The organism is Arthrobacter sp. KUASC02, from assembly GCF_059739395.1.
On sequence record NZ_AP046053.1, the window covers coordinates 2,482,091 to 2,504,766 of the forward strand.

The window sequence follows — 22,676 nt, forward strand, 5'->3', positions numbered from 1 at the left end:
ACGGCAGGCCGTAGGATTCCCAGGCTGTAAAATTGGACCAATGAACACCCCCGATTTGACGCCTGAGGACATCCAGGCCTGCCTCAAGGTTCTCAACACCATCCACGCCTACGACGAGGAACACCCTGACTACGTCTCGGTGCGCCGCGCCACCGGCAAGATGTTCAAGGCTGTCAAACGACACCGACGGGTCACCAAACGCGACCTGATCGCGGAGTCGGACCGGGCAGTGATCGCCCAGACGGCCACGGCTGCACCCGACCGGATCGACGACGAAACGCGCGGGAACAAGCTGGAACCCTCAGCGACGGGGAAGGTGGCCGGGCACCTCATCAGGTCCCGCCCCTGCTACATCTGCAAGAACCACTACACGCAGGTTGACGCGTTCTATCACCAGCTGTGCCCTGAATGTGCCGCATTCAGCCACAGCAAGCGTGATGCGCGCACCGACCTCACGGGCCGGCGTGCGCTGCTGACGGGCGGACGCGCGAAAATCGGCATGTACATTGCCCTGCGGCTGCTACGCGACGGCGCGCACACCACGATCACCACACGGTTCCCGAAGGATGCTGCACGTCGCTTCGCGGCGATGGAGGACAGCGGGGACTGGCTCCACCGGCTCCGGATTGTGGGCATTGACCTTCGTGATCCCTCCCAGGTGATGGCCCTGACCGACTCCCTCGATGCTGCGGGTCCCCTGGACATCATCATCAACAACGCCGCCCAGACAGTCCGCCGGTCCGGGAACGCGTACAAACCCCTGGTTGATGCCGAGGACGAGCCCTTGCCGGCAGCCCTTGAGGCAGCCAATGGCGGCCCGGAACTGGTGACGTTCGGCCATGCCCACGACAAGCACCCGCTCGCCCTTGCCAGCAGCGTCATGGAGCACCCGGTCCTGGCCGGGGACGCCATCACCTCCCTTGCCCTCTCGACAGGCTCGGCATCGCTGGAGCGCATTGCCTCCGGCACGGCCATTGACGCCGGCGGACTGGTCCCGGATCTTGCCACGATCAACAGCTGGACCCAGGTGGTGGACGAAGTGGATCCGCTGGAAATGCTCGAGGTGCAGCTCTGCAACGTCACGGCGCCCTTCCTGCTGGTGAGCCGGCTGCGTGCAGCCATGAAGCGGTCCACCGCGCACCGGAAGTACATCGTGAACGTCTCCGCCATGGAGGGCCAGTTCTCCCGCGCCTACAAGGGCCCGGGCCACCCCCATACGAACATGGCCAAAGCCGCGCTGAACATGATGACCCGGACCAGCGCGCAGGAAATGCTCGATGCCGACGGCATCCTGATGACCGCGGTGGACACCGGCTGGATTACCGATGAGCGGCCCCACTTCACCAAGGTCAGGCTCATGGAGGAAGGCTTCCATGCGCCGCTGGACCTCGTGGACGGTGCAGCCAGGGTCTACGACCCGATTGTCATGGGGGAAAACGGCGAGGACCAGTACGGCGTCTTCCTTAAGGACTACAAGCCCAGCCCCTGGTAGGCGCCACAACGACCGTAGCGCCATAACGCCGGCGGGGGGACACAACGCGCCTGTCCATTATCAGAGGCTGTCGTGGTGCCGCTAGGGGCCCTATGGCCCTAATGGGCATGGCGGCGGGACCGTAACGTGGGTTTACATGAACAACATGACGCCGCCCGAAGGCCAGCTGTCCATTGACCAGTGCTGGGTCATGCTCGACACGGAAACGGTGGGAAGGATCGCCCTCATCGTCGACGGCCACCCCGAGATCTTCCCGGTGAACTTCGTGCTCCAGCGCCGCAGCATCGTCTTCCGAACCGCCGGCGGGACGAAGCTGTGGGCCGCCATGACCGCCAAGCCCGTGGCCTTCGAAATCGACGGCTATGACGCCCATGAAGAGAAGGCCTGGAGCGTCGTAGCCCGCGGCGAAGCCGAACTGATCGAGACCCAGGACGAAAAGGACGAGGTAGATGCCCTCTTCCTGGAACCGTGGCAGCCCGGCGACAAGGACTACTACGTCCGCGTGGCGCCAAAGGCCCTGACGGGCCGGCGGTTCAAGGTCAAGAAGCCGGACCTGTGGAACACCCGGCTCTCCGATCCCCGGCGCGCGGCTTTCGAGTAGGCAGCGCCTGCGTTCGGGGCGTCAATGCTTCTCCGGCGTGTGCACTACCAGGACCGGGCAATGCGCGTGCGCAACGCAGGCCGAACTTACGGACCCGAGTAGCAGGCCGCCGAAGCCGCCGTGGCCGCGACGGCCGACCACCAGCATGTCCGCAGTCCGGCTGGCATCGATGAGGGTATGGCGCGGGCGCCCCTGCACCAGCCGGGCCTCGACGTTCGGCGGCGTCTCCGGCCCGAAAGCCTTGGCTACGGCGTCGTTCAGGATCTCCCCGGCACGGACATCGAAGTCGTTGATTCCCATGGCCACGTAGCCGTCGTATACCGGCGGGTAATCCCAGCACGCCAGCGCCACAACCTGGGCTCCGAGTTGTCCCGCAAGGCCTTGCGCCCGCTTCAGGGCTTCCACCGACGCGTCCGACCCATCCACTCCGACAACGATGGTACGGACGTCCCTGGCCTCATTCATGTCGTTCCCTTTCGCAGGGCTGTCGCGCGTAGAACCCGGCCGCGGAGCGGCAGGGGTTCTTCAAGGATGTGTGCCGGAACCGCCCGGTGCTAGGGCCTAAAGTCATGCCCGCTGTGGGTCCAAGGACCCTTGTTGCGTCCGGAGGCGTCAACGAGAATGGCAGAGCCGGATGAGGGAAACCGGGTCCGGAGAGACATAATGGGATCTGCACAGCACCGCAAGCCGGTTGCGGACCGATGATGGCAGCTCCGGCCGCCGGACAGGAGGACCATGATTCCTCGGGCAGACCAGGTTCCCACCGCACAGGACGTGCATACCGACCTGATCCGTGTGTTCATCCTCGATGACCATGAACTTGTCAGGCGCGGGCTGCAGGAGCTCCTGGAGGGCGAGGGTTTCCAGGTGGTGGGCAGCTCAGGGTCTGCTGTCGAGGCAACGCGGCGGATTCCGGCGCTGCACCCCGACGTCAGCGTGCTCGACGCCCGCCTTCCGGACGGCACGGGGATCGAAGTCTGCCGGGACGTCCGGTCGGTGGACCCGAACCTCAACTGCCTGATCCTGACGAGTTTCGACGATGAGCAGGCACTGCGGGGCGCGGTACTCGCCGGCGCCCGCGGTTACGTCCTGAAGGAAATCGGCGGCACGGACCTCATCGGGGCACTCCGGCGTGCGGCGGCCGGTGAGTCGCTGTTCGACGACGGCGTGGCGGCCAGCGTCGTCGACAGCCTCGTTACTCCCCAGCAGGTGGACCCTAGGATAGCCGGGCTCACACCGCAGGAACGGCGCGTCCTGGAACTCGTGGGCGGCGGCCTGACGAACCGGCAGATTGCCGCTGAAATGTTCCTGGCGGAGAAGACCGTCAAGAATTACGTGTCCTCGCTACTGGCAAAACTTGGCTTTGAACGGCGGACACAGGCTGCGGTGTACATTGCCAACAGCTCCATGCCGGCCCCGTCGCCTTCAGGGCACTCCGCTGCGGCGCATTCGTCCACAGCCCACTCAGCCGGCAGCGAGTCCGACGGGCACAGGCATTAGAGGCAGCACGCACTACAGACGGGCACAGGCACTAAAGCGGAACCGACCACTCAAGGCTTGTCCCGCTGCCCGGTGCGCCGGTGATGGTGCAGGTTCCCTCCAATATCCTGGCGCGCTCCTCCATGTTGTTGAGGCCGTTGCGCTTCGTGGAACCATTGAACCCGCTGCCGTTGTCCGTGACCAGGACAGTCATCATGCCGTCCAGGGCAGAAACGGACACCTCGATCGAGTCTGCTCCCGAATGGCGGATGGCATTGCTCAGCCCCTCCGAAACAACGGCCACCACATGTTCGGCCTTGTCAGGAAGGACTGAGTCAACCGGTCCTTCCAGGATGAGTCCGGGTGTAAAGTGCATGGATTTGGCCGCGCTCCGGGTGACGCGGCGGAGGCGGGCGCTGAGCGACTCTGTGTCGCCGTTGCCGGTCCTGAGCGAGTAGATGGTGTCCCTGAGGCTGCGGATGGCCTCATCGAGCTCCCCCGTGATGGCGCGGATCCGGTCCAGCGCAAGCCCTTCCTTCGTGAAACGGTTCAGGCTTTGGACGCTCAGGCCGGCGGCGAAGAGCCGCTGGATCACGAGGTCATGAAGGTCGCGGGCAATACGGTCGCGATCCGAATAAACCAACAATTCTTCCCGCAGCCGGTGGACCCTGGCGAGTTCCAGCGCCAGCGCCACATGGGACCCGAAAACAGCACCCATCTCCACATCTATCCGGCCATACGGGCCCGCCCCGGAGTCCCGGACGAGGAGGAGCAGGCCATGGTGGGCGCCCTGGGTGCTGAGTGCCACTGCAAGCAGCGGTCCGGCAACGGTATCCCCCAGCACTTCGAGCACGTCGGCGGCGTTGTCCACGAGAAGGGGGTCGCCGCCTTCGAGCACGCCCCGGAGGGCATCCGAGTCCAAGGACAGCGGGAGGCCGGAAAACAGCTCTGCACCTTCGCCATCGGCCCCGGCGACGACGTAGCCGTCGCCGCCCGCAGCGGGCTCCACGATCAGGGCCAGCTTGGATCCGGATTCCCGAAGGGCCCTTCCGGCGATGGGACCAAGTCCGGCGGAGTGGGCCGGATCGGTCCCCAGCATCAGCCCGGCAACATCCATGCACGCCTCAAGCCATTGGGCACGCCGCCTGGCGTCGTCGTAGAGCCGGGCGTTCTCAATGGCGACGCCGGCAGCGGCCGCCAGGGCAACGGCCAGCTCTTCATCCTCCACCGTGAAGTCGCCGCCGCCCACTTTTTCCGTTAGATACAGGTTTCCGAAGACGACGTCCCGCACCCGGACCGGAACGCCAAGGAATGACTGCATGGGCGGGTGGTGTTCGGGAAAGCCGTAGGCCTCGGGATGGGTCCGCAGGTCATGAAGCCGTAGCGGCCGGGGGTCGGAGATCAGTAATCCCAGGACGCCATGGCCGGTGGGGAGGGGGCCGATGTGCTTTGCGAGTTCGCCGTCGATCCCGACCGTGATGAAGTGGCTGAGGGCGCGGTCATCCCCGATGACACCCAGGGCCCCGTAACGGGCGCGCAATAGCTGGCAGGCGGACTGGACAACCCGTTCCAGAACGGCGTCGAGGCTCAAGTCCTCGGCAACGGCCACGACCGCTTCGAGCAGGCCACCCATGCGCTCCTGGAACTGGAGGAGCTCACCGGCCCGGGACACAAAGTCCTTGAGCAGGTCTTCGATCCTGGTGCCGCTTGCCGCGGTGTATCGCTCGGGGCCGTCGCCATCGGCATGCTTATCCACAAACCACTCCTGACCGCGTCCGTCCGCTCCGGCGTCGTGAGGCCAGAATACCGTTAAGGCATTCAACATGGCGTGAGGCTGTCGATTTGGCGGCAGGGACCTTGGGCCCTAGCTTTCCGGACGTTCCCTCGCCTAGGCTCGGCGTCATGAGCACTGATCCTAAACCGGGCGCTGACCATCCGCACGAAGTCGAAAACCTTGACAATCACGAATGCTGGCGCTTGCTGCGGAGCGTCTCAGTGGGCCGGCTGGCCGTCTGGGTGGACGACCACCCGGACATCTTCCCCATCAACTACAAGGTGGACCACGGAACCCTCGTCTTCCGCACGGCGGACGGCACCAAGCTGCAGGCTGCCACCGGTGACACTCCGGTGGCCGTGGAGGCCGACGGCGTGGACGCGGACAGCGGCATCGCCTGGAGCGTGGTGATCAAGGGACAGGCCGCCCCGGTCAAGAACCAGCAGGAGGTTCTGGACACCGTGGGACTGCTGCTTTTCCCCTGGCAGGCCGGCAAGAAAGAGCACTTCGTCCGGATTACGCCGGACACAGTCACGGGCCGCCGTTTCAAGGTCACTCCCCCGTTGACCTGGTGGACGCCGCTGGATGACGCCACCCGGTCCGGGTACGAATAGGCCCGCAAGGGGTGCCTGGCTAGGCCAGGCGGGTGATTTCCACGCTCACGTTCAACGCGGACCCTCCGCCGCCTGACAGGATGCCCTTGAGCGGCGGCACATCCCGGTAATCGCGTCCGCGTGCCACGGTGACGTGGAAGTCGCCGGCCGGTTTGTGGTTGGTCGGGTCCCAGCTGCGCCATTCGCCGTCCCACCACTCCAGCCACGCGTGCGACTGGCCGGCAACCGTTTCGCCGATGTCCGCCGTCGAACGCGGGTGAAGGTAACCGGAGACGTACCGCGCGGGAATACCGCAGCTGCGCAGCGCCCCGATCGCGAGGTGCGCCAGGTCCTGGCACACGCCCTGGCGCTGCCCCCAGGCCTGCGCGGCGTTGGTGGTGACGCCGGTGGAGCCTTTCATGTACGTCATCTCGCCGCGCATCCATTCGAAGATGGCCATGGCGGACCCGTGCGGGTTCCTGCCTTCGACGATTCCCGGAATGATGCCGAGGACTTCGTCTCCGGGACCACTCAGCCGGGACTGCGGGACCCAGTCACTGAACTGGTTGAGCGTCTCAGGCGCCTGCAGCACGTCCCAGGAGACGATGTCACCCTCCGCCGGGACGCGCTCTGCACGGTGGACTTCAACCGTCGTGGTGGAGACCACCTCCAGGTACTCATGCGGCATCTGCATGTCGAAGGCCGTAACGCGCGTGCCCCAGTAGTCGCGGTAGCTGCTGATGGCAGCCTGCGACGGCGCAACTTTCATGGACGATTCCAGCACCACCTGCTGCGGATCCGTCAACGGCGTCATGCGGGCTTCGTTGTACGAGAGCGTGACGCGTTTGTTGTATTTGTAGCCGGTTTTATGGATGATGCTCAGCCGGGTCATGAAACTTCTCCCACCCAGGCCAGTTCGTCCGCCTGATTGAAGTACTTACGGGAAATGGCGTCGGACGCCTGCGACACAGCCTTCTGGACGCGCTCCATGTGCTCCGGCAGTTCGGACATGAGGTCGTCCGTCCGGTGGAACTCGAGGAAGGTGCGGGCCTGGCCCACGATCCGGCGTGCGTCGTTGATGAAACCGACACGCTGGGCGGAAGGGTCGAGCTTCGCCAGGCACTCGTCAGCATCACGCAGGGCGTAGACGATGGAACGCGGGAACAGGCGGTCCAGCAGCAGGAACTCTGCGGCATGCTGGTCCCCGAAGGCGGCCCTGCGGGTCCGGAGGAAAGACTCATATGCCCCCGCGCAACGGAGCATATTGACCCATGACATGCCCGCGGAGAGCACGTCGCGGGTTGAAAGCATGCGTGCCGTCATGTCGGCACGCTCCAGGGAACGACCCAGGGCCAGGAACAACCAGCTGTCGTCGTGGCTGACGGTGGTGTCCGCCAGTCCGCTGACCATGGCCGTGCGCTCCAGCACCCAGTGGCAGAACCGGTAGGTGCCGACGACATCCTTGCGGTGCTGGTTCAGGCCGTAGTACGTGGTGTTCAGGCTTTCCCAAAGCCCGGAGGAAACCGTTTCGCGGGCACGGCGCGCGTTTTCGCGGGCAGCCCCCAGCGACCCGGCGATCGATGTGGCGCTCTGCTTGTCGTAGGCGAGAGCGTGGAGCAGCTCCTCGAGGCCGAATTCGTCGCTCTCGGGCCGGGCTCCCATAACAGCCAGGAGTTCCCGGGCCACATTGTCCCGTTCCTCCGTGGGCAGGTGGTTGAGGCGTTCGAGGTGGACGTCCAGGATGCGGGCGGTACCGTCAGCCCGCTCCACATAGCGGCCGATCCAAAATAGGGACTCAGCAATACGGCTAAGCATTCGCGGCTACCTCCTGCGGGTCCGAAATCTGCATGTACATAAATAGGGAAACTGGTGCGGTGAGCTCCCGACGGCGGCGGCTCACTGCTGCTGCTCCGTCTGGCGGTCGCGCCAGTTGCTTTCGACCGGCCACACCGAAACCCGCTCGCGGACGGTGATGGACGGCCTGGGCAGGAGCTCCACCGGAACCTCGGGAGAGTCCGAGAGCACCCACGTGTCCTTGGACCCGCCGCCCTGGCTGGAGTTGACGATCAGCGAACCCTCCTTGAGGGCCACGCGGGTCAGTCCGCCCGGGAGCACCCAGACTTCGTCGCCGTCGTTGACGGCGAACGGCCGCAGGTCGACGTGCCGAGGGCCAAACTTATCACCGCTGAGGGTGGGAACCGTAGACAGCTGCAGGACCGGCTGCGCAATCCAGCCACGGGGATCGGCGATGACGCGCTTACGCAGCGCCTCAAGTTCTTCCTTCGATGCGTCGGGCCCGATGACCAGGCCCTTGCCGCCGGAGCCGTCCACCGGTTTTACCACCAGTTCATCCAGCCTGTCCAGAACGTGCTCGCGCGCTTCCTTCTCCTCCAGCCGGAAGGTGTCCACGTTGGCGATCACGGGCTCTTCGTTGAGGTAATAGCGGATGAGGTCGGGCACGTAGCTGTAGACGAGCTTGTCGTCGGCCACGCCGTTGCCGACGGCATTGGCAATGGTCACGCCTCCGGCGCGGGCCGCATTGACCAGTCCGGGGCAGCCAAGCATGGAATCGGCGCGGAACTGCAGCGGGTCGAGGAAGTCGTCGTCGATGCGCTTGTAGATGACGTCAACGCGCTGTTCGCCGGCGGTAGTACGCATGTAGACCCTGTTGCCGCGGCAGATGAGGTCGCGGCCTTCCACGAGCTCCACGCCCATAAGGCCGGCCAGCAGGGTGTGCTCGAAATACGCGCTGTTGAACACGCCGGGCGTGAGGACCACTACGGTGGGGTCGTCCACGCCGGACGGTGCCGTCTTGCGGAGGGCGGACAGGAGGCGGCGGGGGTATTCCTCCACCGGACGGATCAGTTGCTGGCCGAACGCCTCCGGCAGGCCCTTGGCCATGGCGCGGCGGTTTTCCAGCACGTAACTCACTCCGGAGGGGACGCGCACGTTGTCTTCGAGCACCCGGAAGGTTCCCGCGGCGTCGCGGACGACGTCGATCCCCGAGATGTGGACGCGGACGCCGCCGGCCGGTTCGAAGCCGTGGACCTGGCGGTGGAAATGGGCGCTGGTGGTGACGAGCTGGCGCGGGATGACGCCGTCGGCCACCACCGTCATTTTGTCGTAAACGTCGTTGAGGAAGGCCTCGAGGGCACGGACCCGCTGGGCTACGCCCTTCTCCAGCACGGTCCACTCGTCGGCAGGGATCACCCGGGGGACGATATCCAGGGGAAACGGACGTTCCTCCCCGGCGAAGTCGAAGGTGACACCGCGGTCCAGGAAGGTCCGCGCCATCGAATCGGCACGGGCCGTGACATCGGTGAGGGAAAGTTCCCGGAGGGCACCCGCGACCTGTCCGTAGGACTTCCTGGCTTCTTGGCCGGGGGCAAACATCTCGTCGTAGGCGCCGGTGCGGCCGGCGGCCTCGGAGTAATCCTGGAATAGGTCAGACATGGTCATTAGCCAACCACCTTTTTGTTTCGAATTCATTACTGATGCCCATTGGGGCGTGTTGAAGCCACCCGGCCGGTTCGTGTTTTTCCGCACTGTTCCGGCAAGGTAGGTGAGTGCCATTGCCCAGACTCCCCGCCGCCCCCCACGGGCGGATCTCCGCACGGATCCCACCCCTGTTGCCGGGACTGCTCACTGCCGTTTTCGCCGTCGGGGTGGCCTTTACCGTACACGCAATGGTGCCCGCCCTGCCCGCCATGACCGTCGCCGTCGTGCTTGGCCTGCTTTCTGCCAACCTCCCCGGCACCGGAACCTGGACGGCGGGGCGGGCTCGTCCGGGACTCGACTTCGCCGGCAAGCACCTGATGAGGGCCGGGATTGTGCTCCTCGGACTGAAAGTCAGCGTCCTGGACGTCCTGGGCCTCGGCTGGCAGTCGCTGCTGCTGATCACGGGGGTGGTCCTGGTGAGCTTCGCCGGAACCTACGGGATTTCCCGGATGTTCCGCCTGACCCGCGATGCTTCCCTGCTCATCGCCACCGGGTTCTCGATCTGCGGAGCCTCCGCCATTGGCGCCATGGCTGCGGTCCGCAGGATCCGCCACGTGGACACCGTCTTGCCGGTTGCGCTGGTCACGCTGTGCGGCACCCTGGCCATCGGTGTGCTGCCGCTTCTCCTGCACCCGCTGCAGCTCACCCCTGAAGTGTTCGGTGCGTGGACCGGGGCGTCGGTGCACGACGTCGGCCAGGTGGTGGCCACCGCACAGACCGCAGGCACCGGTGCCCTGGCGATCGCAGTCGTCGTGAAGCTGACGCGGGTGATCCTGCTGGCCCCCATGGTGGCCGCCGCAGGGATCCACCAGCGGTCGGCCATCAGCCGCGAAACCCGGAACGGCGCCGGACGGAACGGTGACGGACCGGATGGATTGGCAGGTGCGGAGCCGGCCGGCCCGGCCTCCGAAACCGACGGCGCCGAGCTGCGGATGCCGCCCGTCGTCCCGCTGTTCGTCATTGGATTTGTGGCCATGGTGGGTTTGCGGTCCACCGGCTGGCTCTCCCCCGGCTGGCTGGAGGCCGCAGCAGCCGTGCAGGATGTGCTGCTCGGCACGGCGCTCTTCGGCCTGGGTTCGGCGGTGCGGGTGCAAACCCTGCTCCACACCGGCGCCAGGGCCCTGCTGGCAGCCCTCGCGGCGTGGCTCCTGATCGCCGCCCTGGGCCTTGGGGCCGCCATGCTGATCGTTCAGCCGTGACGGACCAGGTCCCGCCTGGACAACTGCACCGAAGCCGCTGCACCGACGCGGCACCGGTGAACCGCCTGCGCCATGATTCAATAGCTTGGTGTCGAATGAGAACCTGCAACGCGATGAAGCGGCAAATCGCTCAGCCCTGATCACCACCCATAGCTACGACGTTTCACTCGACGTCCGCACGGCGCAGGATCCGGAGGTCACCGGCTACACCAGCCGCAGCGTAATCAACTTCTCCGCCCGGGAACCCGGCGGCTCCACATTCCTGGACTTCATCAGCAGCGACGTGCACAGCGTGTTCCTGAACGGAAAGGGGCTGTCCGTCGCCGACGTCGTGGACGGATCCCGTATCAGGCTTGACAACCTGCAGGCCGAAAACCAGGTCACCGTCACCGGGACGGCGCTGTACAGCACGTCCGGGGAGGGAATGCACCGCTTCTTCGACCCCGCCGACGGCCAGTGCTACCTCTACACGCAGTACGAGCCGGCTGATGCCCGGCGCGTGTTCGCCAACTTTGAACAGCCCGACCTCAAGGCGGAATTCACGTTCCATGTGATGGCTCCCTCCGACTGGCAGGTCGCTTCCAACGGCACAGAGGCCAACCGCACCCAGCTGACCAGCGATCCCGCAACGAGCCGCTGGGACTTCGCACCGACCCGGCGGATGTCCACCTACATCACCACCGTGCTGGCTGGGCCGTACTTCAAGGCCGAGGACCACTGGAGCGGAACCCTTGAGGACGGCACAGCGCTGGAAATCCCGCTGGCCCTCTACTGCCGCAATTCCATGGCGGGATCCTTCGACACCGCGCACCTGTTCCAGCTCACCAAGCAGGGCCTCGGATTCTTCAACAACCTCTTCGACTACCCCTACCCCTGGGGCAAGTACGACCAGGCGTTCGTGCCCGAATACAACCTCGGCGCCATGGAAAACCCCGGGCTGGTCACCTTCACCGAAAACTACGTGTTTACGTCCCGCGCCGCTGATTCGCAGTACCAGGCACGCGCCAACACCCTGATGCACGAAATGGCGCACATGTGGTTCGGTGACCTGGTGACCATGCAGTGGTGGAACGATCTCTGGCTCAAAGAGTCCTTCGCCGACTACATGGGCACCCTGGGCGTGGACCGCGCCACGGACTGGGACACGGCCTGGGTGAACTTCGCCAATAACCGCAAGGCGTGGGCCTATGTCCAGGACCAGCTGCCCACCACCCACCCGATCGTCGCCGACATTCCCGACCTTGAAGCGGCCAAGCAGAACTTCGACGGCATCACCTACGCCAAGGGCGCGTCCGTGCTGAAGCAGTTGGTGGCCTACGTCGGCTTCGAGGCGTTCATCGCCGGCTCGCGCCGGTATTTCCGGGACCACGAGTACGGCAACACCACACTCGCGGACCTGCTCGCCGCCCTCGGCGAGGCGTCCGGCCGGGACCTGGCGGCATGGGCCCGCCAGTGGCTGCAGACTTCAGGGATCTCCACCGTCACGGCAGAAATCGATGAGCACGACGGCGTGCTGGGCAGGGTTGCCCTCGTCCAGGAGGCAGTGGACCCGGTCACCGGACGGCAGGAACTGCGGCCGCACCGGCTTCGGGTCGGGCTGTACGATTTCGACGCCGACGGTTTGCTGGTCCGCACGGACAGCGTGGAAACCGACCTGACCGGCCAGAGCACGCTGGTTCCCGAACTGGAGGGCAAGCCGGTGCCCGCCCTCCTCCTGGTCAACGACGACGACCTCAGCTACGTGAAGGTGCGGCTTGATCTCCGCTCCGAAGCCACCGCGCGTGCGTCCCTGGGAGCCCTGCAGGACCCGATGGCCCGGGCGCTCTGCTGGACGGCGCTCTGGGATGCCGCCCGCGACGGTGTGGCACCGGCGGACAGCTACGTTGCGGCAGTGGAGAAATTCGGCGCCGCCGAGAACGGCATCGGCGTCCTGCTGAACGTGCTGGGCAACGCGTCGACTGCCATCGACCGCTATGTCCCGGTTTCGGAACGGGATACGGTGCGCCGCCGCTTCCTGGACGCGGCTGCCGGGGAACTTGCCGCAGCCCGGCCGGGTTCGGACCACCAGCTCGCCTGGGCAAGGACCCTCGCCGCCGCCAGCCGGCAGTCGGCAGGCCGCCTGGACCTGCTGAGGGGAATCCTGGACGGCACAACGGTCATCGAAGGCCTTGCCGTGGACCCCGAGCTCCGCTGGAGCCTGTGGCATGCCTTGGCGGCCAACGGTCAGGCAACGGAGGCCGAACTCGACGCCGAACTTTCCCGTGACACCACGGCATCCGGCCGTGCGGGCCATGCCACGGCACTCGCCGCCCGCCCGGTGGCGGCGGTCAAAGCCGCAGCCTGGGATGCCGCCGTCGCAGGCAGCGCCCTCTCCAACCAGCTGCTCAGCGCCACGATTGCCGGATTCAACACGGCCCCGGACGGCCTGCTGGACCCGTTTGTGGAACCGTACTTCGAGTGCCTCGAGAACGTCTGGGCGGAGCGCAGCATCGAGATCGCCAGCCGGATTGTCCGCGGGCTCTATCCGGCAGGCCAGGATTTGGACGGGGGCGATCCGGCCACCCACCCCGTGATCGTCCGGACGGACAACTGGCTGGCCGGCCACCCGGACGCTCCACGGGCGCTTCGCCGGATCGTCATCGAGCAGCGGAGCCACCTCCACCGTTCCCTCACGGCACAGGCAGCAGCCGCGAAAGCACCGTCGATTGCTCCGTAACCGCCGTTTAGGCCGCTCATAACGGCAGTTGCGGAGCAATCGACGTCATTACTAGGACACCCGGTGCAGCCATTCCGAGGTGCCGAATTTCGCCGCCACGCGGTCACGGGCGGCGGCAAGTTCGGCCTCGGTGAGGACCGAGGGCGTGGCCCCGTACCGGCCGCTGAACACATCCATCATGGCCTCAACAATTTCCGTCCGGGCCAGCCCGGTCTGGCGGCGCAGCGGATCGACGCGCTTTTTGGCACTGGCGGTCCCCTTGTCCGAGAGTTTCTCCTTGCCGATCCGGAGGACCTCCACCATTTTGTCGGCGTCGATGTCGTAGCTCATGGTGACGTGGTGCAGCATGCCGCCGTTGGCCAGCCGTTTCTGGGCGGCACCGCCGATCTTGCCCTGCTCCGTGGCAATGTCGTTGAGCGGCACGTAGAAGGCACTGATGCCCAGTTTCTTCAGCGCAGCCATGACCCAGGCGTCCAGGAAGGCGTAGGAATCAGCGAAGCTGATGCCGTCCACAAGGGTCTGGGGCAGGTACAGCGAGTAGGTGATGCAGTTGCCTGCTTCCATGAACATGGCTCCCCCGCCGCTGATCCGCCGGACCACGCTGATGCCGTGGCGGGCCACGCCCTCGGGATGGACCTCGTTGCGGACCGACTGGAAACTGCCGATCACCACGGACGGTTCCTCCCAGTCCCAGAAGCGGAGGGTTGGATTGCGGCGCCCTGCCCCCACTTCCTCAGTGAGCACCTCGTCCAGGGCAACGTTGATGTGGGTCGGAAGGACCGAGGGCGCGATGACATTCCAGTGGTGGTCCGCCCAGCCGGTGGCCTTCGCCAGGGCCCTGCGGACGGCGACGGCCACGGCGTCGGCCGAAAACCCGAAGAGCACGGCGTCGTCGGGGAGGCCATCGGCCACGGCGGCGGAGATGTCCGCCGCCGCAGTCGTTTCCGGTAGTCCCGTCAGGGCGTGGTTGATGTCCAGCAGCGCTTCATCGGGTTCCAGGAAGAAGTCACCGCTGACGGAAACGTGCGCGAGGCGGCCCCCGACGACGTCGAAATCCACCACCACGAGCTTGCCGCCCGGGACCTTGTACTCACCGTGGCGCCGGCCGCCGTCGTCGTGAGTGCCGTCCGCCGCGCCGGTCTCAAAAGAAGGGAATGTCATGCATCCCATCCTGCCCCACCAACGCAAAAGCCCGCACCTTCCGGAATTCCGGAGGATGCGGGCTTTTCCAACTGCCTTGGGGAGAAGTTATTACTTCTTGCCGCCGAAGCCCTTGAAGCGAGCGTTGAAGCGCTCGACGCGGCCTGCGGAGTCCATGATGCGCTGCTTGCCCGTGTAGAACGGGTGGGACTCGGAGGAGATTTCGACGTCGATGACCGGGTAGGTGTTTCCGTCTTCCCATTCGATGGTCTTCTTGGAAGACACAGTCGACTTGGTCAGGAACTTGACGCCGGAAGCCAGGTCGTTGAAAACAACAGCTTCGTACTTCGGGTGAGTATTAGACTTCATAATTGGACCTTCGTTCGCACAACTGGATTTTGCCAGCTGCCAGGTATGAATGGGATGAAGGTGCGGAACAACATCAATAACATCAGGTGCCCGGACCAACACTCAATCCTAGCCTAAAGAGGCTCCCGGTACGAACCGGGGTCAGCCCTTCGGGCGGAGTTCCCAGAACGCGACGGCGGAAGCCGCCGCGACGTTGAGCGAATCGACTCCCGCCCGCATGGGAATCTTGACGGCGAGGTCCACGGCGGCGAGGGTCTCCGGGCTCATGCCCGCACCTTCGGTGCCCAGCACCAGGGCGAGCTTGTCCGGGTTGCGGGCGGCCAGTTCATCGAGGTCCACGGCATCTCCCGTGAGTTCCATGGCTGCCACCGTGAAACCCTGCTCCCGGAGGACTTTGAGATCGTCCGGCCACGACTCCAGGCGGGCCCAAGGAACCTGGAACACGGTACCCATGCTCACGCGGACACTGCGCCGGTACAGGGGGTCCCCGCACCGTGGCGAGACCAGCACGGCGTCCACGCCGAGGGCGGCTGCCGAGCGGAAGATGGCACCCACGTTCGTGTGGTCCACGATGTCTTCGAGGACCGCCACCCGGTGTGCACCGGCCAGGAGTTCGGGCAGCGGCACGGGTGCCGGGCGGTGCATGGCCGCCATGGCGCCGCGATGCAGGTGGAAACCGGTGATGTCTTCCAGCAGCGCGGCGCTGCCGACAAACACCGGGACGTCCGGGAACCGGTCAAAGACGTCGGTCAGGTCCTCCAGCCACTTCTCGGCAAGGAAAAAGGAACGCGGCCGGTGGCCGGCAGCGAGGGCGCGCCGGAGCACGCGCGAGGATTCCGCGATGTACATCCCCTCGGCGGGTTCCCGGACCTTGCGCAAGTGCACGTCCGTGAGCCGGGTGTAGTCGGACACCCGGGGATCATCAGCGGATTCGAGGTAGTGGAAAGTCACTGGAAGTCATTTCATCGGGACGGGTGATGCACCGGGGCAAGTGCCGGTCATTTGAACAGGTTCGCGATCATGAACCCCAGGGCCACGAGGCCCAATGCGAAGATGACGCCGCGCAGGACCGGTGGGGAAAGCCGCCGGCCCACCTTGGAACCGATGATGCCGCCGATGAGGGAACTCACCGCGATAATGCCCACAACCGGCCAGTTGATGCGCCCGAATGCGAACAGCAGATAAGACGCCGCCGCCACGATGTTCACCCCGAGGACCAGGATGTTCTTCATGGCGTTGGCGTTCTGGATGGTTCCCGTCATGAACACGCCCAGGATGCCCACCAGGAGGATGCCCTGCGCGGCGACGAAGTAGCCGCCGTAGACGCCGGCCAGGTACACCAGGACGATCAGGAGCACGCCGTGGCGTTTGTCGTTGATCGCGTGCTCGGGGTTCGCCTCCCGGTTCCGCACCCACTGCTGGAGCCGGGGCTGGAAGACCACCATCAGCAGGGCGAGCACAATCAGGGCAGGTGCGGCGTAGTGGAACACCTTCTCCGGCAGGTGCAGCAGCAGCCAGGCGCCGCTGATGCCGCCCAGCAGGGATGCCGGCAACAGCCGAAGCAACTGCCTGCCGCGCCCCGCAAGTTCTTTCCGGTACCCCCAGGCGCCCGCGGCATTCCCCGCCACCAGCCCCATGGCATTGCTGATGGATGCTGTCACCGGGGCGATGCCCAGGGCAATCAGCACGGGGAACGTGACCAGGGTGCCCGAACCCACAACACTGTTGATGGTTCCGGCCCACAGCCCCGCGAAGAAGATGAAGACGCCGTTGAGTAACTCCACGCTCGGAAGGCCAGCCGGGTCAGCGGCGTGCGGTGGCGGCGTAGCGTCCCGCGTTGACCGTGACGTCGAGCGGCAGGCCGAAGGTCTCGCTGAGGTGCTCGGAAGTCAGGACGTCGGCAATGGGGCCGGCCGCCACAACGCCGGCATCGCGCATCAGCATCGCGTGGGTGAAGCCCGGCGGAACTTCCTCGAGGTGATGGGTCACCAGGACAATGGCCGGGGCAGTTTCGTCGCGTGCCAGCTCACTGAGGCGGTGCACCAGGTCCTCGCGGCCGCCGAGGTCCAGCCCTGCCGCAGGCTCGTCCAGGAGAAGCAGTTCCGGGTCTGTCATCAGGGCGCGGGCAATCTGGACCCGCTTCCGTTCGCCTTCGGACAGGGACGCGAACGCACGGTTGAGGAGCGGACCCATCCCCCACTCGTTCAGGAGCCGGAATGCACGGCGTTCGTCGTCCTTCTCATAGCCTTCGCGCCAGCGTCCGGTCACCCCGTACGCGGCCGTGACCACAACGTTGAGGACTTTCTCCTGCTCGGGAATCTGGTTGGCCAGGGCCGCCGAGGACAGGCCGATGCGGGGCCGGAGTTCAAAGACGTCAACAGCCCCCAGCATCTCTTCCAGGATGCCAGCCATCCCGCTGGTGGGGTGGAGCCGTGCCGCCGCAATCTGGAGCAGAGTGGTCTTGCCCGCGCCGTTGGGTCCGAGGATTACCCAGCGTTCGCCTTCTTTGACCTGCCAGTCCACTTTGTTGAGGAGCGTTTTGGCTCCGCGGACAACGCTGACGGCAGCCATTTCAAGAACATCACTCATAGGAGTAGACACTAGGACAAAACACGGCGCGACTGATAACTGATACACCACGCGCGGAGCCTGCACCAGGGCGGAACGAAACGAATTCGGGTGCCGGGAGTGCGCTGGCTAAGATTGCAGCCATGAGTTCGAACGTGACTGCGGTCAGCTACGGCGTCAAAATGTCCCCTCCGGAACTGGAACACCTCCGTTCCCTGCTGACCGGAGCAGGCGCTTCCTTCGCCGCAGAATCCCGCAGCGGCGACCACCGCTTCGAGGTGTACACGGTGGATTTCTCCGTGGAATCCGGCACCGCTGCCGAGATCGCCGCGCTGCGCCGCGACGTGGCGTCTGCCGGCTTCACCGGGATGGACACGGCGATCGTCCCGGCAGCCCTCCGGGAGGCGCCCCGCAAGTTCCTCATCATGGATGTTGATTCCACGCTCATCCAGCAGGAGGTCATCGAACTGCTGGCCGCCTACGCCGGGAAGAAGGAAGAGGTCACAGCGGTCACGGAAGCTGCCATGCGCGGCGAGCTGGACTTCGCCCAGAGCCTGCACGCCCGGGTGGCCGTGCTCGCGGGCCTGCCCGCCGCCGTCGTCGATTCCGTACGGGCCGAGGTGAAACTCAGCGAGGGTGCAGCGGAACTGGTGGCGGCGTTCAAGGCGGCAGGTCACGCCGTGGCAGTCGTTTCGGGCGGTTTCAACCAGATCCTCCGCCCCATCGCGGAAGATCTTGGGATGGATCACTGGATCGCCAACGAGCTGGAAATTGTCGACGGCGCGCTGACGGGCAAAGTGCTGGGCGCGGTCATCGACCGTGCGGCGAAGGAGAAGTACCTCCGCGAGTGGGCTGCGGCCGAGGGCATCCCCCTGGAGCACACCATCGCCGTGGGCGACGGCGCCAACGACCTGGACATGCTTGGAGCCGCCGGGATCGGGGTGGCCTTCAACGCCAAACCGGCGGTGCGCGCAGTCGCGGACGCAGTGGTCAACATGCCCTACCTGGACGCCGTGCGGCACATCGCCGGGGTCTGAGGCATTAACCGGTTGAGGCATTAACCGCGAGATGGCACGTCGCGCAATGTTCCTGGGAACAATTGCGGCGACGTGCCATCTCGGCGGACTGGCGCTGAGGGTCCTAGCCTGCCTGGCCGGTGCTCTTGCCGAAGTAGTCGGCGCCGCCGGCGTACTCGGTGTGGCCGGTTTCGACGTCGGCAGTCACCATCTTGGCGATTTCCGCGGCAAACTCGGCCACGGAGTACAGCTTGCCGGCCTCGGCCCGGCGGGCCTCGATGGCGCCCGGGTTGGAGCGGTCAAGCAGCGTGGCCGTAACGGTTCCTTCGATCATGTCGCCGGAAACCACCACGAAGGAAATGCCCTTTTCTGCAAGGTTCGGGATGAGGGCGCGCAGGGCATCCTCTCCGGCGCGCTTGCTGCGTGCCACCGGCTCGTATTCCGGCATCGTGGGGACTGAATCGATGAAGTGGGCCTGGTGGCTGGTGACAAACACCACGCGGGAGCCTTCACGCATCAGCGGCACGGCAGCGTTGAGCATGTTGACCTGGGCATCCCGGTTCAGCTTCAGGGCGTAGCCCTCTTCCATGCCCGACTCCATGCCGCCGGAGGCGTTGAGGACGAGGACATCGAGTGAGCCGAAGTTCTCCATGGCCGCGCTGGCCAGCGCCTGGACACCTTCCTGCGTGGTGAGGTCGGCGCCGACCGCTGCGGCACGGCCTCCGGCGGCCTCGATCTCGGCCACAACCTTATTGGCGCGCGGCGCCTTCTGACGGTAGTTCACCACGACGGCGGCACCCTCGGCAGCGAGGAGCTTGGCAACATCAGCGCCGATCCCCCTCGATGAACCGGTCACAATGGCAGTCTTGTTGTCCAGCAATCCCATTCGAGCTCCTTTGTTCCAAACGTCCAAAATCTGTCGGTCTGCCATCCATCATGCCAGCGGATGGGAAGAATCCAGTTGTTCAACGTCAACAAAGAAGCGGATCCGGGATAGTTGCGGTGAGGCGCATGCCGTTGCCGGGCCGCGCGGGCCGGCGTAGGCTCGCCGCCATGACAGCCAAGGGCCTCCCGTCCGGTGCCGCGCCATGACCCGGGGCGCTGCCGGTAAGTCCACCCCGGAGGAGGTCTTCCGCGGTTCCCCGCTGGGCCTGGAGATGCTGCGGCGGGTGGAGGGCATCCTGGCGGCGTACCCGCCGTCGACCATGACCGCTACAAAAAGCCAGGTGGCGTTCCGCGGACGGCGCGGTTTTGCCTACCTGTGGTGGCCGGCCAGGTACATCAGGTCCGACGTGCCCGCCGTTCTGTCGATAGCGTTGCCGCGACGCATAGATTCGGCCCGGTTCAAGGAAGTGGTCAGCCCGGCCCCCGGCGTGTGGATGCACCATCTGGAGCTGCGCTTCCTTTCCGACCTCGACGACGAGGTGGCCGAGTGGCTTGGCGAAGCCCGCCGGGAAGCGGGCTGACTGCCTCCTCCGATGTTGCGCGGCCAGCATTAGCCAAGGGTCTGGAGAAATAGGGCATGTTTTAGTTTCTTAATTACCGCTTCAAGGCTGTACAGTTCCGGAGTTAGGTAAGCCTAAATCACCTAGGAAATCCATGGCCCTCATCCATAGTCGGCGCGCTGACGCATATCCGGCCGACGCCGACGTTCTTGCCTCCCTGAGTCTTCGGGCCGACGTTGCGCGGGTGCCCTTCGCTGCTGAACTGGCCCGCCGAGGTGAACGGCCGGCGATCGTTACGGCAGAGTCCGTCATCACCTACCGGGAGCTTGCCGAACGCGTTGAGGCTTTGCTGCTTCGGCTGGGAACCACGCGGCGGCTCGTGGCCCTGACTGCCAGCAACGACGTCGCCTCCGTCGTCGGGTACCTTGCGGCGCTAGCCGGTGGCCATCCTCTGATCCTTCTCCCGGAGGACAAACCTGCTGCCCTCGACTCCCTCGTGGCCGCCTACGACCCCGATGTCATCCTCAGATCCGGTGCCGACGGACAGAACGTGCTGGACGAGCGGCGGGAAGGAACCCGGCACCAGCTGCACCCCGACCTGGCGCTGCTGTTGAGTACGTCAGGCTCCACGGGCTCCCCCAAACTTGTCCGGCTTTCCCACGCCAACCTCCAATCCAACGCTGAGTCCATCGCCGGCTACCTCGGCATCGGCGAGGACGACCGCGCCATAACGACACTCCCCATGTCCTACTGCTACGGGCTGTCCGTGATCAACAGCTACCTGCTGCGCGGAGCCAGCCTTGTCCTGACGGGCCTGTCTGTCGTGGACACCTGTTTCTGGGAGCTGTTCCGCCGCCATCGCGTCACATCGTTCGCGGCGGTCCCTTACACCTTCGAACTGCTTGACCGCGTGGGGTTCGCCGACATGGAACTGCCCAGCCTCCGCTACATCACGCAGGCAGGCGGCAGGCTGGCGCCCGCCACAGTGGAACGCTATGCCGAGCAGGGCCGGCGGCGCGGCTGGGAGCTCTTCGTAATGTACGGACAGACGGAGGCCACCGCCCGGATGGCATACCTTCCTCCAGGCCTGGCGGCCAGCCGCCCCGGCGCAATCGGAATTCCCGTCCCGGGCGGCAGCTTCCGCATCGACCCTGTTCCCGGGCTGGAGGAGGGCGAACTTGTCTACACCGGCCCGAACGTGATGCTCGGGTACGCGGAGAGTCCTGAGGATCTCGCGCTGGGCCGGACCGTGCACGAGCTCCGCACGGGCGATCTGGCCAGACTGGATTCCTCGGGCCTGTACGAGGTTGTCGGCCGGCGCAGCCGGTTCGTGAAAATCGTCGGGCTCCGCGTCGACCTGGGGCAGGTCGAACGCATCCTCGCGGACCTCGGTATGGAAGCTGCCTGTGCCGGCACGGACGAAGGACTCGTCGTCGCTGTTAAAGGCTCCAACGACCTGCAGCTAGTGGCCAAAGTCCTGGCACAGGGCATCGGCCTGCCGCGGGCATCGCTGGAGGTCTGCGGCGTACCGGAGATTCCCCGCTTCGCTTCGGGCAAGGTGGACTATCAGGGAATCCTGGCCATCCCGCACCAGGAGCGCGTCCCGGCGGAGCCGTCCGTCGCTCCGGTGGAGGAGACCGGCCGGGACAGCGTCAGGAAGATTTTCGAAGCCACGCTCGAGCGGACAGACGTGACCGGCGGCGATACGTTCGTCTCACTCGGTGGAGACTCACTGTCCTATGTGGCGGCGTCCGTGCGACTCGAGCAGTTGCTCGGACACCTTCCGCCTAACTGGCATGTGACCCCGGTCCGGGACTTGGAACCGCAGGCCCGCACTCCGGATCAGCCCGCACGAAGGCGCTGGTTCGCCCCCACCGATACGAGCATCGTGCTGCGTGCGGTGGCGATCATCCTGATCACCGGTACGCATGTCGGACTGTTCAGCTGGCCCGGGATGGCGCACGTGCTGATGGCGGTCGCGGGATTCAATTTTGCCCGCTTCCAGTTGACGGGAGATCGCGTTCCGCGCATCAAGCGGCAGCTCTGCAGCCTATCCCGCGTGGTGGTCCCGAGCGTTGCCTTCATCACAGTGGCCTACCTGCTCACAGACCGCTATAGCCTGGCGAATATCGTCCTGCTCAACGCCGTCATCGGGCCCGAAGAAGTAACCACCCAGTGGCATTTTTGGTTTGTTGAAGTCCTCGTATACCTGCTGCTGGGGATGACCGCATTGCTCGCGCTCCCCTGGGTGGACAAGGCGGAACGGCGCTTCCCGATCCTCTTTCCGCTGGCCCTCCTGGCGGCAGGACTCACGACGCGCTACGACCTGGTCGATCCCGGAGTCCCCAACACGGCACCGGCATTGTGGCTGTTCGCCCTGGGATGGGCCGTTGCCCGATCCAGGACCTGGGCCCACCGCTGCACGGCATCGGTCATCGCGGCACTCAGCATTCCCGGATTCTTCGAAAATCCGGCCCGCGAAATGACCCTCCTCGCCGGAATCCTCGTGCTGATCTGGCTGCCGAGCATCCCCGTACCGCGCGGAGTTCAACGCCTCACCGGTCTGCTGGCAAGCTCGTCGCTGCACATCTACCTGGTCCACTGGCTGGTCTACCCGGCATTTTCAGACATTAGCCAGGCCCTGGCAGTGGCCGCCTCGCTCTGCGCAGGTGTGGCCTACTGGGCTGCATGCGGCCACCTGCCCCGGCTGCTGACAGGTGCGCTCGGCTTCCGTCGCCGTCGGCCCGACCGTACCCGATAGGCCGACCGGCAACGGAAGCCGCGCG

General features: G+C 65.6%; 20 protein-coding genes. 9 read left to right on the forward strand and 11 right to left on the reverse strand.

Annotated features, from left to right (window positions below; genetic code table 11):
* Positions 1-40: 40 nt before the first annotated feature.
* Entirely contained in the window at positions 41-1,492 is a 1,452-nt protein-coding gene (locus AC6JAC_RS11475) for an SDR family NAD(P)-dependent oxidoreductase (RefSeq protein WP_347900006.1), read from the forward strand.
* Between the two features lie 136 nt (positions 1,493-1,628).
* Complete coding sequence (locus AC6JAC_RS11480; RefSeq protein ID WP_028269252.1) at positions 1,629-2,093, forward strand: pyridoxamine 5'-phosphate oxidase family protein; 465 nt, start codon at positions 1,629-1,631, stop codon at positions 2,091-2,093.
* A 21-nt stretch (positions 2,094-2,114) separates the two neighbouring features.
* On the opposite strand, the gene AC6JAC_RS11485 is transcribed toward AC6JAC_RS11480, so the two are convergent.
* Complete coding sequence (locus tag AC6JAC_RS11485) at positions 2,115-2,558, reverse strand: universal stress protein (protein WP_454698637.1); 444 nt, start codon at positions 2,556-2,558, stop codon at positions 2,115-2,117.
* A 270-nt stretch (positions 2,559-2,828) separates the two neighbouring features.
* On the opposite strand from AC6JAC_RS11485, the gene AC6JAC_RS11490 reads away from it, so the two are divergent.
* Positions 2,829-3,593 (forward strand): response regulator, encoded by a 765-nt coding sequence (locus AC6JAC_RS11490; RefSeq protein ID WP_028269254.1) that lies wholly within the window; start codon positions 2,829-2,831, stop codon positions 3,591-3,593.
* 31 nt (positions 3,594-3,624) lie between these two features.
* Here AC6JAC_RS11490 and AC6JAC_RS11495 read toward each other — a convergent pair whose 3' ends face one another.
* Entirely contained in the window at positions 3,625-5,205 is a 1,581-nt protein-coding gene (locus tag AC6JAC_RS11495; protein ID WP_231510992.1) for a GAF domain-containing sensor histidine kinase, read from the reverse strand.
* A gap of 269 nt (positions 5,206-5,474) precedes the next feature.
* Here AC6JAC_RS11495 and AC6JAC_RS11500 point away from each other — a divergent pair, with 269 nt between their 5' ends.
* Complete coding sequence (locus AC6JAC_RS11500) at positions 5,475-5,960, forward strand: pyridoxamine 5'-phosphate oxidase family protein (protein ID WP_347899927.1); 486 nt, start codon at positions 5,475-5,477, stop codon at positions 5,958-5,960.
* A 19-nt stretch (positions 5,961-5,979) separates the two neighbouring features.
* Here the strand turns inward: AC6JAC_RS11500 and AC6JAC_RS11505 are convergent, their stop codons facing one another.
* From AC6JAC_RS11505 to AC6JAC_RS11515, 3 genes are all read right to left on the reverse strand, one after another.
* The gene (locus AC6JAC_RS11505; RefSeq protein WP_028269257.1) at positions 5,980-6,831 is read right to left on the reverse strand and encodes a transglutaminase family protein; all 852 of its coding nucleotides are present in this window, start codon (positions 6,829-6,831) and stop codon (positions 5,980-5,982) included.
* On the reverse strand, positions 6,828-7,754 hold the full coding sequence (locus AC6JAC_RS11510) for an alpha-E domain-containing protein (protein WP_011691978.1): 927 nt from the start codon (positions 7,752-7,754) through the stop codon (positions 6,828-6,830). The genes AC6JAC_RS11505 and AC6JAC_RS11510 overlap by 4 nt, the downstream gene beginning before the upstream one ends.
* Before the next feature lie 81 nt (positions 7,755-7,835).
* Entirely contained in the window at positions 7,836-9,392 is a 1,557-nt protein-coding gene (locus AC6JAC_RS11515; protein WP_028269258.1) for a circularly permuted type 2 ATP-grasp protein, read from the reverse strand.
* A 233-nt stretch (positions 9,393-9,625) separates the two neighbouring features.
* On the opposite strand from AC6JAC_RS11515, the gene AC6JAC_RS11520 reads away from it, so the two are divergent.
* Positions 9,626-10,636 (forward strand): YeiH family protein, encoded by a 1,011-nt coding sequence (locus AC6JAC_RS11520; protein WP_497964753.1) that lies wholly within the window; start codon positions 9,626-9,628, stop codon positions 10,634-10,636.
* An 88-nt stretch (positions 10,637-10,724) separates the two neighbouring features.
* Positions 10,725-13,352, forward strand: coding sequence for an aminopeptidase N (gene pepN, locus AC6JAC_RS11525; RefSeq protein ID WP_497964755.1), 2,628 nt, complete (start codon positions 10,725-10,727; stop codon positions 13,350-13,352).
* Positions 13,353-13,403: 51 nt separating this feature from the next.
* Here the strand turns inward: pepN and lplAB are convergent, their stop codons facing one another.
* The 5 genes from lplAB to AC6JAC_RS11550 form a co-directional block, all read right to left on the reverse strand.
* Positions 13,404-14,513 (reverse strand): lipoate-protein ligase LplAB, encoded by a 1,110-nt coding sequence (lplAB, locus tag AC6JAC_RS11530; RefSeq protein WP_497964757.1) that lies wholly within the window; start codon positions 14,511-14,513, stop codon positions 13,404-13,406.
* Positions 14,514-14,603: 90 nt separating this feature from the next.
* Entirely contained in the window at positions 14,604-14,861 is a 258-nt protein-coding gene (locus tag AC6JAC_RS11535) for a type B 50S ribosomal protein L31 (RefSeq protein WP_011691973.1), read from the reverse strand.
* A gap of 141 nt (positions 14,862-15,002) precedes the next feature.
* Positions 15,003-15,812 (reverse strand): TrmH family RNA methyltransferase, encoded by an 810-nt coding sequence (locus AC6JAC_RS11540; protein ID WP_497964759.1) that lies wholly within the window; start codon positions 15,810-15,812, stop codon positions 15,003-15,005.
* Between the two features lie 47 nt (positions 15,813-15,859).
* The gene (locus AC6JAC_RS11545; protein ID WP_028269263.1) at positions 15,860-16,645 is read right to left on the reverse strand and encodes a sulfite exporter TauE/SafE family protein; all 786 of its coding nucleotides are present in this window, start codon (positions 16,643-16,645) and stop codon (positions 15,860-15,862) included.
* 19 nt (positions 16,646-16,664) lie between these two features.
* Positions 16,665-17,450, reverse strand: a complete 786-nt coding sequence (locus AC6JAC_RS11550; protein ID WP_347899923.1) for an ABC transporter ATP-binding protein — start codon at positions 17,448-17,450, stop codon at positions 16,665-16,667.
* A gap of 122 nt (positions 17,451-17,572) precedes the next feature.
* Here AC6JAC_RS11550 and serB point away from each other — a divergent pair, with 122 nt between their 5' ends.
* Positions 17,573-18,466 carry a phosphoserine phosphatase SerB gene (gene serB, locus AC6JAC_RS11555; protein ID WP_497964762.1) on the forward strand — a complete coding sequence of 298 codons (894 nt, stop codon included), beginning with the start codon at positions 17,573-17,575 and terminating at the stop codon, positions 18,464-18,466.
* A 103-nt stretch (positions 18,467-18,569) separates the two neighbouring features.
* Here the strand turns inward: serB and AC6JAC_RS11560 are convergent, their stop codons facing one another.
* Positions 18,570-19,331, reverse strand: a complete 762-nt coding sequence (locus AC6JAC_RS11560) for an SDR family oxidoreductase (RefSeq protein ID WP_347899921.1) — start codon at positions 19,329-19,331, stop codon at positions 18,570-18,572.
* A gap of 202 nt (positions 19,332-19,533) precedes the next feature.
* On the opposite strand from AC6JAC_RS11560, the gene AC6JAC_RS11565 reads away from it, so the two are divergent.
* Positions 19,534-19,911, forward strand: coding sequence for a DUF5655 domain-containing protein (locus AC6JAC_RS11565; RefSeq protein WP_497964764.1), 378 nt, complete (start codon positions 19,534-19,536; stop codon positions 19,909-19,911).
* Between the two features lie 133 nt (positions 19,912-20,044).
* On the forward strand, positions 20,045-22,651 hold the full coding sequence (locus tag AC6JAC_RS11570) for an AMP-binding protein (RefSeq protein WP_497964766.1): 2,607 nt from the start codon (positions 20,045-20,047) through the stop codon (positions 22,649-22,651).
* Positions 22,652-22,676: the final 25 nt, after the last annotated feature.